The following is a 14,366-nucleotide window of genomic DNA, read 5'->3' on the forward strand; positions in this document are numbered from 1 at the left end:
GGTCAATTGCAATGCCGGGCTTTAATCGCTAGATACGCGGCAATTCCACAGGATTCATAGTATGGCCGAAAGTCTCGCCGAGGCGGTCTCCCGCCGCCGCACATTCGCTATTATCGCCCACCCGGACGCGGGCAAGACGACGCTCACCGAAAAGCTGCTGCTGTTCGGCGGCGCCATTCAGCTGGCCGGGGAAGTCAAGGCGAAGAAGGACCGCATGCAGACGCGCTCCGACTGGATGAAGATCGAGCGCGAGCGCGGCATCTCCGTCGTCACCTCGGTGATGACCTTCGAATATAACGACAATGTCTTCAACATTCTCGATACGCCCGGCCACGAGGATTTTGCCGACGACACCTATCGCACGCTGACCGCCGTCGACGCCGCCGTCATGGTCATCGACGCCGCCAAGGGCATCGAGCCGCGCACGCTGAAGCTCTTCGAAGTCTGCCGCATGCGCGATATCCCGATCATCACCTTCATCAACAAGATGGACCGCGAAAGCCGCGATCCCTTCGAGATCCTCGACGAGGTGGAAGAGAAGCTGGCGCTGGATACGGCGCCGATCACCTGGCCGATTGGCCGCTCGAAGACCTTCTGCGGCTCCTATCATCTGGCCAAAAGCACCGCCCGCGGTTCCGATACCGAAGTCGAAACGACGCCGGTCAATGGCCCGCAAGCCGTTGCCGGCCGGCTGCCGGAAAACGAACGCCAGGCCTTCATCGACGAGACGGAGCTCGCCATCGAGGCCTGCCGCCCCTTCGACCGCGACTCCTTTCTCGAAGGCCATATGACGCCGGTCTTTTTCGGCTCGGCGCTGCGCAATTTCGGCGTTCGCGACCTCATCAACGCGCTCGGCGAATTCGCCCCGCCGCCGCGCGACCAGGTCGCCGATACCAGGACGGTGCATGCGACCGACGACAAGATGACGGCCTTCGTCTTCAAGATCCAGGCCAACATGGATCCCAACCACCGCGACCGTATCGCCTTTGCCCGCATCTGCTCCGGCAAGCTCGAACGCGGCATGAAGGCGCGGCTCGCCCGCACCGGCAAGCAGCTCGGCCTGACGGCGCCGCAATTCTTCTTCGCCTCGCAGCGCCAGCTCGCCGACACCGCCTATGCCGGCGACGTCGTCGGCATTCCCAATCACGGGACGCTGCGCATCGGCGATACGCTGACCGAAGGTGAATCGCTGGTCTTCCAGGGCGTGCCGAACTTCTCGCCTGAGATCTTGCGCCGCGTTCGCCTGGAAGACGCGATGAAGGCGAAGAAGCTCAAGGAAGCCCTGCAGCAGATGGCCGAGGAAGGCGTCGTGCAGCTGTTTTCGCCGGAAGACGGTTCACCGGCGATCGTCGGCGTCGTCGGCGCCCTGCAGCTCGACGTCCTGAAGGAACGGCTGATGGCCGAATACGGCCTGCCGGTCTCCTTCGAAATGTCGCGTTTCTCCGTGTGCCGCTGGATTTCGGCCGATCAGCCGGCCGATCTCGAAAAATTCCTCACGGTCAAACGCGGCGATATCGCCCGCGATCTCGACGGCGATCCCGTCTTCCTCGCCCAGGACGCATTCTCGCTGCGTTACGAGGCCGAGCGTTACCCGGCAATCAAGATGGTCGCCATCAAGGAATATCACGCCGCCAAGGCGGCGTGATCTAGCTCGCGGCTATTTTTCCCGCATTGCGCGGCGGAGGTTCTGGGTGATCGGCTCGGCCAGATAGGACAGCACGGTGCGGGCGCCCGTCCGGATCATCGCCTCGCTCGACATGCCGGGCATGAGCTTGCGGCCCTCCAGCTTGGTAAGTTCGCTCTTGTCGATCAGCACGGTTGCGGCGAAATAGGGTGCCCCGCTGCGTTCTTCTAACATCCTGTCGGCCGAGACGATCCCGATGACGCCCTCGAGCGGCGGCAGGTTGTAGCGGGCAAAGGCCGGGAAGCTGACGCGTGCGCGCTGCCCGGGCGCGATCGTCTCGACATCCTCCGGCCGGACCATGGCCTCGACCACGAGCTGCTGTCCGAGCGGCACGACCGTCATCAGGGTCTCGCCGGGCTTGACGACGCCGCCTGTTGTGTGGACCTTCAGGTCCATGACAATGCCGTCAACGGGTGCGACGACATCGGTGCGGGCAAGCACGTCCTTGGCGGACCGCTCCTCCTGCCTGAGATCGACCAGTTCCGCCTCGACCTTGCTCAGCTCTTCGACCGCTTCGTTCAGCCGCAACGTGCTGAGATTGAGGATCTGCATGTCGATCTCGGCCATGGCGCTCTTGGCGCGGGCAATGGCCGCGACATTGGTCGCGCGATCGCCCTCGACCTCCCGCTGTTGCCGGGTGAGCAGCAGGCCGCGCTCGCGGGTGACCAGGCCACGCTTGAGCAGGCTTTCAAGATCCTTGGTTTCACCCTCGAAGACCTCGATCTGCTTGTCCTCGGTAACGATCAGCTCCTCCAGTCCCGTGATCTCTTCCTGGGTCTGGTGCCGGCGCTGGCTGAGAATTTCCCGCTCGTCCTGCAGATTGTGGTGCTTCGCCGCAAAGACATCGCGCTGAGCGGCCACCGCGTCCTTAGCCGACGTTGTGGGGTTTGCCAGCAAGGCTGGATCGAATTCGATCTCGGCCTTGTCGTCGCGCTCGGCGCGCAGCCGCGCGGCCAGCGCCTCGCGCGTTGCGATCCGGTTCTGGACCAGATCGAGCTTCGACCTCGCCTGCGTGCTGTCGAGCTGGATGAGCACCTTGCCCGCCTTGACAATATCGCCATCGGCGGCGTTCAGATCGGCGATGATGCCGCCCTCCAGGTGCTGGATAAGCTTGCGGTCGCCGACCACTTTGATGACACCCGGCGCCACTGCGGCGCTGTCCAGCGGCGCAAGTGTCGCCCAGCCTCCGGCCATGCCGAAGAACAGGAATATGATCGCGAAGCCCGTGACCGTTACGCCTGTGAGACGCAGGGGGATTGGCGCAGCGGGCGGCGAAACCGGTAACGGGACGACCTTCATATCCGTCATGGCTGTTTCGGTCCTTGCTGCTTCGCCACGATCGTCGGCATCTGGGCGACCTTGCGGACACGTGCGGCGAGTTCATTGAAGACATGGTCGCGCGGACCGAACAGGTCCTGCTGGCCTCGGTTGAGAACCAGGATCTTGTCGACGGTTTCCATGATGTTCGGTCGGTGCGCGATGAGGATGACGGTCGTGCCCGCCGCCTTGACCGTGCCGAGCGCCGCGATCAAGGCCTCCTCGCCCTCCCGGTCGAGATTCGAATTGGGCTCGTCCAGGATGATGAGCGCCGGATCGCCGTAGAGCGCCCGTGCCAGGCCGATGCGCTGGCGCTGTCCGCCCGACAGCACCGCGCCGGATTCACCGATCTCGGTCAAGTAACCCTTCGGCAGCCCTTTGATCAGTTCGTGGACGCCTGCCAGCTGCGCTGCCTTGACCGCCTTGTCGAAGACCACGGGACTGACCGTGGCGAAGCGGCAGATATTTTCGCAGACGTTGCCTGCGAAAAGCTCGATGTCCTGCGGAAGGTAGCCGACATGATGACCGCGGTCCTCCGCCGCCCATTGGGCGACATCCATGCCATCGAGCAAAGCCCGCCCGCCGGAAGGGCGCCAGGCGCCGGCCAGGATGCGTGCCAGGCTCGTCTTGCCGGCCCCGCTTTGGCCGATCAAAGCCATGGATTCACCTGGCTCGAGACGGAAGTTGATCCCTTTCAGAATATGTTCGCCGCCCTGTCGGGCAAGCACGATATTGTCTGCTTCGAACCGGCCTGTCGGCCGCGGCATTGCCGGAACCGGCGTGGCCTCGGGGTGCTCTCCGGCGACGGCGGTGAGGCGCCGGTAGGCGGCGCGCGCTCCGACCGTCGCCTTCCACGTGCCGATCGCCTGCTCGACCGGCGATAGTGCGCGCCCCATCAGGATGGAGGCGGAGACCATAATCCCCCCGGAAGCCTCGTTGCGCAGAACGAGATAGGCCCCGAGGCCTAATATGCCCATTTGCAGAGCCTGCCGGTGACAGCGGGCAATGGCCGAGATGATGCCGCCGCGGTTGGCGGCAGTGACCTGGCCCCTGTTTGCCTCGTCCTGCTGCACCTTCCAGCCTTCCAGCAGCGGCTTCAGCATGCCCATCGCCTGGACGACCTCGGCGTTGCGGATCGCCGCCTCGGCCTGGGTGTAGGCCCGCGACTGTGCGCTCGTCGCCTCGGCCAACGGCTTGCGTGTCAGCCATTCGTTGAGCAAGGCCAGCGCAAACAGCACCGCGCCGCCCGACAGCGCCAGCCAGCCCAGCCAGGGATGCATGAAGAAGATGGCGGCGAAAAACAGCGGCGCCCAAGGCGCATCGAGAATCGGGAAGATGCTCGGGCTGGTGAAGAAATTCCGGACCTGGTCGAGGTCGCGCAGTGGGCGGGCGTTGGCCTGGCCGGGTTTTGCGGCGGCATATTCCACCGATGCCGTCAGCAGAACGGGCGCCAGCCGCGCGTTCATCCACGATCCAACAGTTGCCAGAAGGCGCCCGCGCACCACCTCCAGCCCCGCCATTGCCGCGAGTGCGGCCGCCGCCATTAGCGACAACATCGCCAAGGTCTCGAGACTGTGGCTGGACAAGACGCGGTGGTAGACCTGCAGCATGTAAAGCGCCCCGGTCAGCGTCAGCACGTTGATGCCGCCGCTGAACCAGATAAGCGGCCGAATGGCCCGTCTGGCTTCTTTCATCACCACCTGAAGCGCCGGGGGCGGCTGTTTGGTTTTCATCTTTTTTATCTCTGGTACTCGAGATGACACGTCATGCGAAGGCGGTACGGGGGCAGCTTTCGCTGCCCCCGCTGGTCAAATGTCAGGTGACGTCGACGAGGATATGCTGCATCGCCGTCTGGTCCCCGTCCGCGTCCACTACCTGGAAGGCGAAGTCGAGGTTGGCATCCGGCGTCTGCGTGACGGTCGAGGTGAAGCCGATGTCGGTGATTTTCAGCACGTCGTTGTCGGTTGGATCGAAGTTCACCAGGCTGGTGGTCGCATTGCTGCCGCCACCGGCGCCGGTCGTCCTGTTGAGGTCGATCGCCGAGGTGGGGCCGCTGATCCCATTACTCGACTGCATGATCTGCACACCCTGCAGCACGTAGTTCTCGCCGGCCGCGTTGTAGTCGTTCTGCTCGACGATCACGAGGCCGTCATTGTTGTCGAGCGTGAACTCGCTGCTGTAGGGAGCCGGAACCTGGCCCATCTTGTAGATGTCGCCGTTCGACACATACATGGCCCGCGTGATCTCGTTGCCGTTCTGGTCGGTCAGGTCGAGGATCAGCATCAAGTCTTCGCTGGCGCCGATGCCGTCGAACTTGATGGCCATTGCGCCGGCGGTCGCCGTCGGGTTGGTTTCTTCGGTAGTGATGGTGACATCGGTGTTGAAGAACCGCAAGGTGAGCAGTTCGTCCTTCTGGATCGTGTCGCCGGCAACGCCGTTGGTGCTCCGTGTTGCAGAGACCCAGGTCTCATTCTCGTTGCTCACCATCTCATGAGCGCCGGGGGTGAAGGTGGTGTCAGTGGACTTGCCCTCGCCATCGGTTGTCAGGCCGAACGGGTTGCCTTTGTTGATTAGGTTGCCGGTGAACTGGACGTAGAAGCCTTCATTGGCAGGCGTAGTCGAATCATCCTTCTGCAACTGTTCCAACACGATCTGCGGATGGCCGGTGTTGCTCGTCGGATTCTTGGACAGGAGCTCGCTGGTATGGAGCACGTCGAAGCTGAAGCCTTCGAGCGGGTCGGTCAGGTTGATGGTATAGGAGTCGGCAACCTTGTCGAAGACGATGGTGCCGCCTGCCGTGCCGATCTGGTCACCGGTTGCCGGATCCTTGTCGTAGGTGAAGGTGAAGTTGAACGTCGCCGAGGTGAGGCTCTCCGACGCCAGCGTCACACTCGAGCTGAGGAGATTGCCGCCGCCGCCGCCGGTAATCGTGCCGGTCAGCGCGGCCTGGACGCCGGTCGTCCCACCATCCTGGTCGACGAAGTCGGAACCACCGCCCGTATAATAGGTCACAGGGTGAATATCTGCGCCGATATTGTAGCCGAAGTCGCCGCCGGCCTGGGCATTGAGCGCGTTGGCGAGCGTTTCGTGCTGGGTACCTGCGGCAACGGGGTCGCCGTCGAACGGCTTGGTGATCGTCGGCCCGTCATCCTCGAAGTTAAGGTTCTGGCCGATATTGCGGATAGCCGAGGCGGTATCGCCGTCACCGTCCGTAATGGTTGCGGTCAGGGTCACAAGATCGGCGGCTGCCAAGGTTCGGCTGTCGTCCGGATTGCCGGTATTGGCATGGACGATCGCTCGTGCCTGGTCGAGGGTGACGACGCCGGCGCTGACGCTGACGGTGAAGACAACAGGCCCGCCGGCTCCGGCGCGCCCGACCACATTGTTGCCCTCCTTGAAGAGAAGCACGGACGCGCCGGTTTCGGTGTCAGTAAGGCCGCTGACATTGTTGAGCGCGTTGATGCCGAGCGCATAGGTGACGGTGGCGCCGTCAGCGCCAGGGGTCGGGGTGAAGGCGGTTACGAAGTTGCCGGTCGCATTGGCCACCAGGTCGGTCTCGTCGACTGTGACCTGCGGTGCAGTGCCGGCTGCCGTGATCGTCGGTCCGTCATCTTCGAAGTTGAGGTTCTGGCCGATATTGCGGATAGCCGAGGCGGGATCGCCGTCACGATCGGTGATGGTTGCGGTCAGGGTGACAAGGTCGGCGGCTGCCAAGGTTCGGCTGTCGTCCGGATTGCTGGTGTTGGCATGGACGATTGCCCTTTGCTGGTCGAGGGTGACCACGCCGTTAGCATCGACGCTGACGGTGAAGACAATCGGACCACCGGCTCCGGCGCGGCCGACGACGCTGGTGCCTTCCTTGAAGAGCAGCACGGATTGCCCGGTTGCCGTGTCGGTCAGACCGCTGACATTGTTGAGCGCGTTGATGCCGAGCGCATAGGCGATGGTGGCGCCGTCAGCGCCGGGGGTTGGGGTGAAGGCGGTCGCGAAGTTACCGGTCGCATTGGTCGCCAGGTCGCTCTCGTCGACTATCACTTGCGGTGCAGTGCCGACTGCCGTGATCGCCGGCCCGTCATCATCGAAGTTGATGAAGGATCCGACTTCTTTATTGGAGGCGTTGGTTGTCTGCTGCGCGTAATGGATCTCGGTGATGTCGAGCCCTTCGGTCGCATCGATCGCCTCCACATGCAGCCGATCCATCTGGCTGCTTGTGGTGAAATCGACGGTGGTGATGTTGTCGAGCCCGGTGATGGTCACGACATTTCCGGTCCCGCTGAGCCCGGTTACGGTGACGTTGCCACTTGCTGTGGCGTAGGTGCCATCAGCGGTGATGGTGGCCAAGGCTGACGCACCCGTCAATGTGAGGCTGGTGATGTCCACGGGATTGGTCGGACTGCCGTCAAAAAAGTTTGAACCCTGCTCGTTTCCCTGAACGTCAAAAGCGCTGATCTTGATGTCCACCCGTTCAGTCGGAGTAGACGGGGTGATCTGGTTGATGATGAAGCCAGCATGCAGGATATTGTCGAGGTGGCTGCCATACGCGATGTCCGCGCCATCACCGGCGCTAGGCGTGCCGCCTGTCACAAAATCGACTTGCAGCACTTCACGTCCTAAAGGTTGATTCTGTCCATCGGTATCCGGGTTAATGCTCTGGTTATCGACACCAAAACCCTGCTCACTCACGTTGCACTCGCTGTTGACGAGCGCGCTGTTGGGGTCGAGCTGGCTCGATCTTACGAGCCCCGTCACCAGCAACTGTTTGGAAGCGTCATCGGGCGAGCTGAGCAGGTTGAATTGATTGCTGCCGGAATGGGCATTGTCGCCGGTAAAGCTGATGTCGGTGGTCCCGGTGACCGACGCAAATACCTTATTGGTCAGATCGATGCGGTCGTCGGGGTTGGTCGCATTGGGATGGAACAGTGGCACGTATTGGACGGTATAGAGGTCGGCATTAGTGGTGCTCGTGCCGACCAGCCCCAGTGAAAAGGCAAGAGGCCCGGTCGCGGCGGGTGCGGTGAGCGGGTTAGAGGTGCCGATAACGCCGATCACGACGTTTGCATGCGTCGGGTCCTGGAACAGCCAGACATAATTGCCATCGACGGTGCGGATGTTGCTGTTAACGCCGACCGTGGTGGAAAACGGGGTGCCGGAGGCGCTTTGCGTGAGAATCACCGTCGTGATGATTTCCCCTGCACTGGCTGAGGCCACGACGAAATTGGACTGGTAGGCGACTTCGGGTGAGGATAGCCCACCCGCGCCATCGCGGCTTAACATATATTGCAGCGTGGTGTTGACGTCGTGTGGTGAAGTGGACGGATTGATATCGTTGTCCTGCAAGCCGCCGGTCTCGTCGATAACGAGGTCCTGGGTTGTGATGTCGAGTGCCATGGAGATTCTCCCTCCGTTAAGTCGCAGGGAGCCATGCCCCGGACGCGGAATGCACCCGGTGGGTCTACCCCCTTGCGTATCGGACTTGCCGCTCCCCATCGATCGCGATTGTCTCGCTGATGGAGAGCGCCGGTCCTTCCCAGTTGGAGGGTATTAAGACTGAAGTCCGGTGTTGGATTAAGACCAAAGCCTATACATGGAGGCTCGCCATAAAGACACGCATAAGTTTACATTCTCATAAATGCAAGACAAAGCTTGTGAACTCGCATATACAGCATTTATGGCTAAAAGCTTCCATCAAACGCGGCACGAGAATTCCCCTCCATTTAGATGTATACTGCAAGTTGGGCGAAACTTCACTTAGCCAATTCGAGCTAAGGCATATCTATATTAGATATCGCGACCAATTGTTCTGTTATTCGTCAACGAATACATCGCCTTGCATATCGCGCAAGTCCCACCGGAGACCTGCGGCCCGGCGAACGGTCGGACATCCGGCGCTGCGTCTGGATGCGACAAGAGAACACTAAGCGGCGCCGCGAGAGTATACGCGGGTGTCATGGACGCGGGTCGGAAATGGCACTCCTGATTGCAGCGCGACACGTCTTTTCAGATGGGGCGTGCAAGGTCTCTCAGTCTTCGCCGTCGAACCGCGGCAGTGGCTCGATATTTTCCGACCAGGACAAGGCCGACCGGCACCATATCTGTTTTTTTGGCGTCAGGTCCCGCCGCTGGTCGATGCCGCCGACACGAATGCCGATCGCACCGCCTTCGCCATCCGTGCGATAGAGCGGTGATCCGCAATTCGGACAGAAGAATTGCCGGCTGAGGGCGCCGCTGTCGCCATGCTTCGCATAGCTGTGCGGTTCGCCCAAAATAAGCGTGAAGTTTTGCGGTTGCGCCGGCGCGGTGACGCGGTAGGCCGAGCCCGTCAATCGCTGGCAATCGGTGCAGTGGCAGATCGTGACCCGCTCCGGATCGATTTCCGCCTGATAGCGGATCGCCCCACAATGACATCCTCCCGTTATATGCATCGGCAACTCCTCAATCCGCCGGTTGTGCGGCCGGGCGTGCGGCATAGAAGGCCTTGGCATCCGCCGTGAAGGCGGCCCGTTGATCGGCTTGCGTGTAGAACATATGGCCGCCATGATAGAGCTTCAGCCCAACGCGGCCATCGGCGAGCGACGGCGGCAGGTGGTCGACCACATAGCGGCTGACGCTGTAAGGCGTCACCAGATCGCTGTAGCCATGCGCGATCAGCAGATGGAAGGCCGTGTTCGAGGCGAGCAGCTGCCTGATGTCGTCGGTCGCGCTCGCCTGGAAGCGTGATCCGCCGCCGCGGCCGCCGCCCCATTCCCAGCGCCGGCTGATATCGCTGTCGAGCAGCGAATAGGTCATTTCGGTTTTGAAGCCGAGCTCGTTGCGGGCATAGTCGGCAAAGGCGCCGCCATAGGCGCGGGCGAAGCCGTCGAGGATGGCGTCGTCGCCGCGGTCGTAATCCGACTCCGGATAGGGGTCGGGCGCTGCAAAGGACGCGTCGTAGGGGCTCATCAGCTCGCCGCTGCCGCCGTTCGAGTGCTTGACGAAGGAATTGCCTGGGAAACCGCGGTTGCGGGCGATGATATCCTGCGGGATGCCGGTTAGCCCGGCGATCCTGCCATAGAAGGCTGCAGCATCGGCGCCCGTCGGCGGCGGGCCGGCCAGCGTCGTCAAATAATCGCCGAGCGCGAAACGCTCCGCTTGCCTCTGCTTCTCCTCGGTAAAGCCATTTTGCCGGTCGAGCTCGGCCGCAGCCAGCGACGGCAGCTCGAGCGCCGCGCCGAGCGCGAACTGGTCGGCATCGAACATCAGCTGCCCTTCGAGCAGCGGCGAGAGCATCACGGCGCCGGCGACGACAATGCCTTGGCTTTCCTGCAGGGTGGAAGCGACTTTGGCGGCGCGGAAACCGCCATAGCTTTCGCCGAGCAGATATTTCGGCGAGTTGGAACGGTTGTTATGCGCGACATAGAGCGCGATCGCCTTAGCGATGCTCTGGGCATCCGAGTTGACATTGTAATAGTTGGAGGCGTCGTCGGCCTTCGCCGTCCGGCTCCAGCCGGTGCCGATCGGATCGATCAGCACGAGATCGGTAAAGTCGAGCCAGCTATGCTCGTTATCGACGAGTTTCGCATGGGCGCCGTCGCGTGCCTGCGGCCCGAAATCGAGCACTTTGGGCCCAACCAGCCCGAGATGCAGAAAGGCGGAGGCGGCGCCCGGCCCGCCGTTGAAGACAAAGGTCAGCGGCCGATCCGGCCCGCCACCCTTGGCGACATAGGCGGTGTAGAAGATCGCGCCGGTCTGCGCTCCGTCCTGGCCGAAGAGATCAAGAGTACCGGCGGTCGCGGTATAGGCGATCTTCCGGCCGTCGACCGTCAGCTCGTGCTCCGTGACGGAGTCGGCCGGCAGCAGCTTCAGCACGCCGTCGCGCGCACTGCGCTCGACATTTGCCTGGCGCCCGCCGCGTTCCTGCGCCGGGGAAAAGGCAGGCCCCAGCGATGCCATCAACGCGGTGAGCAGAAACAGGGTTCGTATGCGCACGACTTGTCCTCCGGCGGATGCAGGCTGAGATAGCGTAGCATCCGCGCCTGGCGACCGGCATCAAGAGATGGTGATGGGCCGGTGAGCCTAGACTTTCTCGACCGCATGCACATTCACCTCCAGCGCCCGGCCGGCCCTCCAGCCGTTGATCGCGGCCCCGAGCCCGAGCGCGATGAAGAGAACCGCACACCAGGAAAAGCTTCCGGTCCAGCCGCGGATGAGGCCGACGATCAGCGGGCCGATTGCGGCGAGCAGATAGCCGACGCATTGCGCCATGCCGGAGAGATGGGCGGCAACATCGGGATCGCGCGAGCGCAGCACGATCGTCGTCATGGCGGCCGCGATCAGTCCGCCCTGGCCGATGCCTTGCAGCACCGCCCATAGCCAGACGCTCGAAAGCGGCGCAAAGAGCAGTCCAAGCAGAGCCATGACGGCGACGCCGCAGAGGCCGGCATTGATCAATCGCTGATCCCGGCCGCGCACGGCGATATGCGGCACGACGAGGCAGGAGGCCGCCTGCACCATCACCGAGAGCGATACGATCGCCCCGGCCGTGACGCCGTCGAGCCCGCGTTCGCGCAGGATCGGAACGAGCCAGCCGAAGACGCAGTAGGCAAGCGCCGATTGCAGGCCCATGAACAACGTAACCTGCCAGGCCAGCCGGTCCCGCCAGAGTCCGTCGACGCGAAAGCCGTTTCGCCTTGCTCCGGCGCCGCTGCGAAGGACCTGCGGCAGCCAGATCAGGCCGACGGCGAGCGCCGGCAGCGCCCAGGCGGCGAGCGCGCCGCCGAGAGAGCCGCCGAGCGCATGTTCGATCGGCAGCGTCAGCCCCGCCGCGCCGGCAGCGCCTGCGCAGAGCGCCATCGTATAAAAGCCGGTCATCAGCGCGGCGCGCGTGGGGAAGTCCCGCTTCACCAGTCCCGGCAGCAGCACGTTGCCGACGGCGATGCAGGCACCGGCAAGGGCCGTGCCGATAAAGAGCAGCGGCACGGAGGAAAGCCCGCGCAAGGCTGTGCCGAGCGCAAGCAGCAGGAGAACGCCGAGCAGTGTGCGTTCGGTTCCGATGCGTTGGGAAAGACGCGGCGCAAGCGGCGAGAAGACGCCGAGGCAGACGACCGGAAGCGTCGTCAGCAGGCTGGCGCCGAGCGCGCTCAGCCCGAGTTCGGAGCGGATCTCCGGCAGGAGCGCCGAGGCGCTCGAAAAGACCGGGCGCAGGTTGAAAGCGATCAGCACCAGGCTCGCGCCGAGCAGCAAACTGGCCGCACCATTCCGCACCGGCGTTGCCTGCTGGGCGGGAAGGCTGCCGGCCTCGGCATCGATCAGCAATTCGTCGGCCACATCAAGCGTGATGGCGGCAGCGTTGGAAGGTGTATTCATGACAGGATCATCCGGTCGAGTGCCGCAAGAACGGGCGCCATGAAGCGGCGCACCGCGGCATCCGCCTGGTCGGGATCGCCGGTGTCGATCGCATCGACGATATCGACATGCGCCTGCATGTCGGGTTCGGGAATATCCCTGCCGAGCGTCGCCGCAATGGTGTCGGCGATCGAGGCCGAAAAGAAAGCGTAGATTTCGATCATCGCCCGATTGCCGGAAGCAGCGATGACCGCCTTGTGGAAGGCGAGGTCCCGTTCGATGAAGGCGGCTTCATCGCCGCCGGCGTAACTGCCGCGTTCGTTCAGCAGCCGGCGCAGCTCGGCAATCGTCTCCGCCGTCTTGCGCATCGCCGTCAGTCGTGCCGCTTCGACATCGAGTGCTAAGCGCGCTTCGAACTGATCGCGCAGGCTCGCGCGCCGCGCCATGGTCAGCGGCCGGCCGGCGTCGCTGGTCGAACGCACATAGGTGCCCGACCCCTGCCGGGTTTCAAGATAACCCTGGGAGACAAGCACCCGCACCGCCTCGCGCACCGTGCCGCGGCTGACGGAGAGCATGGCCGACAGCGAGGCCTCGTTCGGCAGCTTGTCGCCGACCGCCCAGCGCTTGCCGACAATGTCGCTGCGAATTGCCTCGATCGCCTCATCGGCGAGATTGGTCTTGCTGAGCGCCTGCATCTTCTACTCATAAAGTCATCAGATGACTTTATGAGTAGAAGAATTGTCGTCTTCTGTCAATCTTGGGGACTCAGGCAATAAAAAAGGGCCGCCTCGGCGACCCTTTCCATGAGTTTGGCCTCGAACTGGCCTGGACTGTCAAAGCAGGCCCAGGAAGGCGGGTCTTAGAGCGAGGGCTGCCTCGCTTTCATCACCACTTCCATGCCCGATACGAGGTCCGAAATCTCATTAGACATTGGATCACCTTCCTTTCGTTCTGTTGCCGATAGGGAAAAGGTAGGACGATTCGCGCCGGATGCAAGAAGAAATTGCACTCGAGGCATCCCTCTGGGTCGGAGCCGCGTTCACAAAAGAACACAGGCTTTCGCCGAATTTGAAGTTCCACCCGGTCACCAAACCGTCATGATCGGTATACAAATCGGTCGCGCGTTAAGCTGTTATTAGCCGTGACGTTCGACAATTTAGAGCATGCCCGCCGATGCCGCGGGTTCCGGAGCAAAGAGCCATGTGTCGCTGGGCAGCCTATCGCGGAGACCCTCTCTACCTCGAGGAACTGGTATCTTCGCCGGCCCATTCGCTGATCGAGCAGTCCCATTGCGCCACCCGCGCCAAGACCGCGACCAATGGCGACGGCTTCGGCATCGCCTGGTATGGCGACCGGCCCGAGCCCGGCCGCTACCGCGACATCCTGCCGGCCTGGTCGGATTGCAATCTGAAGAGCTTGGCGCGGCAGATCCGCTCGCCCCTCTTCCTCGCCCATGTCCGTGCCGCCACCGGTGGCGGCACGCGCCGGGACAATTGCCATCCCTTCACCCACGATATCTGGTCGTTCATGCACAACGGCCAGATATCGGGCTTCGAGCGCTTGCGCCGGCCGATGGAGGCGATGCTTGACGACGAGCTGTTCAATGCCCGCAGCGGCACGACCGATTCCGAGCTGATGTTTCTGCTGGCGCTGCAGTTCGGCCTGCGCGAGGCGCCGATCGCTGCGATGGCTGATATGGTCGGCTTCGTCGAAGATCTCGCCGAAAGCACGATCGGCTCGATCTTGCTGCGCTTCACCGCCGCCTTCTCCGACGGCAAGTCGCTCTATGCGATCCGCTATGCCACGGATCGCAAGGCGCCGACGCTCTACGCCTCGCCCGTCGGTGCCGGCTACTGCCTCGTCTCCGAACCCTTGAACGACGATGTCGACGCCTGGGCGGAGATTCCTGACGGCAGCGCCGTCATCGTCGGCAAAAACGGTATCGATGTCGCGGAATTCCGGCCGGAAAAGCCGAGCGCCGCCAAATCACAGCGCCTGGCGATCTCGGCATAATCCTTTCCGGAAAACGGGATCGATTTCCGAG

The 14,366-nt window shown here is 62.9% G+C and carries 9 protein-coding genes; 2 read left to right on the top strand and 7 right to left on the bottom strand.

Going from position 1 to position 14,366, the window contains the following annotated elements; translation table 11 throughout:
* The first annotated feature begins 61 nt into the window (after positions 1-61).
* On the top strand, positions 62-1,645 hold the full coding sequence (locus AMK02_RS01720; protein ID WP_064800400.1) for a peptide chain release factor 3: 1,584 nt from the start codon (positions 62-64) through the stop codon (positions 1,643-1,645).
* A gap of 12 nt (positions 1,646-1,657) precedes the next feature.
* On the opposite strand, the gene AMK02_RS01725 is transcribed toward AMK02_RS01720, so the two are convergent.
* The 7 genes from AMK02_RS01725 to AMK02_RS01755 all read right to left on the bottom strand — a co-directional run bounded on the left by AMK02_RS01725 (position 1,658) and on the right by AMK02_RS01755 (position 13,017).
* Entirely contained in the window at positions 1,658-2,992 is a 1,335-nt protein-coding gene (locus tag AMK02_RS01725; protein ID WP_082929635.1) for an HlyD family type I secretion periplasmic adaptor subunit, read from the bottom strand.
* On the bottom strand, positions 2,989-4,734 hold the full coding sequence (locus tag AMK02_RS01730; protein ID WP_064800401.1) for a type I secretion system permease/ATPase: 1,746 nt from the start codon (positions 4,732-4,734) through the stop codon (positions 2,989-2,991). The genes AMK02_RS01725 and AMK02_RS01730 overlap by 4 nt, the downstream gene beginning before the upstream one ends.
* Before the next feature lie 82 nt (positions 4,735-4,816).
* The gene (locus tag AMK02_RS01735; RefSeq protein WP_064800402.1) at positions 4,817-8,389 is read right to left on the bottom strand and encodes a DUF5801 repeats-in-toxin domain-containing protein; all 3,573 of its coding nucleotides are present in this window, start codon (positions 8,387-8,389) and stop codon (positions 4,817-4,819) included.
* 632 nt (positions 8,390-9,021) lie between these two features.
* Entirely contained in the window at positions 9,022-9,423 is a 402-nt protein-coding gene (locus AMK02_RS01740) for a GFA family protein (RefSeq protein ID WP_064800403.1), read from the bottom strand.
* 10 nt (positions 9,424-9,433) lie between these two features.
* Positions 9,434-10,966, bottom strand: a complete 1,533-nt coding sequence (locus AMK02_RS01745; protein WP_064800404.1) for a S10 family peptidase — start codon at positions 10,964-10,966, stop codon at positions 9,434-9,436.
* Between the two features lie 87 nt (positions 10,967-11,053).
* Positions 11,054-12,343 carry a CynX/NimT family MFS transporter gene (locus tag AMK02_RS01750; RefSeq protein WP_064800405.1) on the bottom strand — a complete coding sequence of 430 codons (1,290 nt, stop codon included), beginning with the start codon at positions 12,341-12,343 and terminating at the stop codon, positions 11,054-11,056.
* Positions 12,340-13,017, bottom strand: a complete 678-nt coding sequence (locus tag AMK02_RS01755; protein WP_064800406.1) for a FadR/GntR family transcriptional regulator — start codon at positions 13,015-13,017, stop codon at positions 12,340-12,342. Before AMK02_RS01755 ends, AMK02_RS01750 begins: the two co-directional genes overlap by 4 nt.
* Positions 13,018-13,522: 505 nt before the next feature.
* Between AMK02_RS01755 and AMK02_RS01760 the strand changes: the two genes are divergently transcribed.
* Positions 13,523-14,335 carry a class II glutamine amidotransferase gene (locus AMK02_RS01760; protein WP_064800407.1) on the top strand — a complete coding sequence of 271 codons (813 nt, stop codon included), beginning with the start codon at positions 13,523-13,525 and terminating at the stop codon, positions 14,333-14,335.
* Positions 14,336-14,366 lie beyond the last annotated feature (31 nt).

Source organism: Rhizobium sp. N731 (genome assembly GCF_001664145.1).
Lineage (GTDB): Bacteria > Pseudomonadota > Alphaproteobacteria > Rhizobiales > Rhizobiaceae > Rhizobium > Rhizobium esperanzae.

Excerpts from the sequence above, each read along its gene's own strand:
- AMK02_RS01730 (WP_064800401.1), bottom strand. The coding sequence starts at position 4,734 with ATGAAAACCAAACAGCCGCCCCCGGCGCTTCAGGTGGTGATGAAAGAA.
- AMK02_RS01735 (WP_064800402.1), bottom strand. The coding sequence starts at position 8,389 with ATGGCACTCGACATCACAACCCAGGACCTCGTTATCGACGAGACCGGC.
- AMK02_RS01740 (WP_064800403.1), bottom strand. The coding sequence starts at position 9,423 with ATGCATATAACGGGAGGATGTCATTGTGGGGCGATCCGCTATCAGGCG.
- AMK02_RS01720 (WP_064800400.1), top strand. The coding sequence starts at position 62 with ATGGCCGAAAGTCTCGCCGAGGCGGTCTCCCGCCGCCGCACATTCGCT.
- AMK02_RS01750 (WP_064800405.1), bottom strand. The coding sequence starts at position 12,343 with ATGAATACACCTTCCAACGCTGCCGCCATCACGCTTGATGTGGCCGAC.
- AMK02_RS01755 (WP_064800406.1), bottom strand. The coding sequence starts at position 13,017 with ATGCAGGCGCTCAGCAAGACCAATCTCGCCGATGAGGCGATCGAGGCA.
- AMK02_RS01725 (WP_082929635.1), bottom strand. The coding sequence starts at position 2,992 with ATGACGGATATGAAGGTCGTCCCGTTACCGGTTTCGCCGCCCGCTGCG.
- AMK02_RS01760 (WP_064800407.1), top strand. The coding sequence starts at position 13,523 with ATGTGTCGCTGGGCAGCCTATCGCGGAGACCCTCTCTACCTCGAGGAA.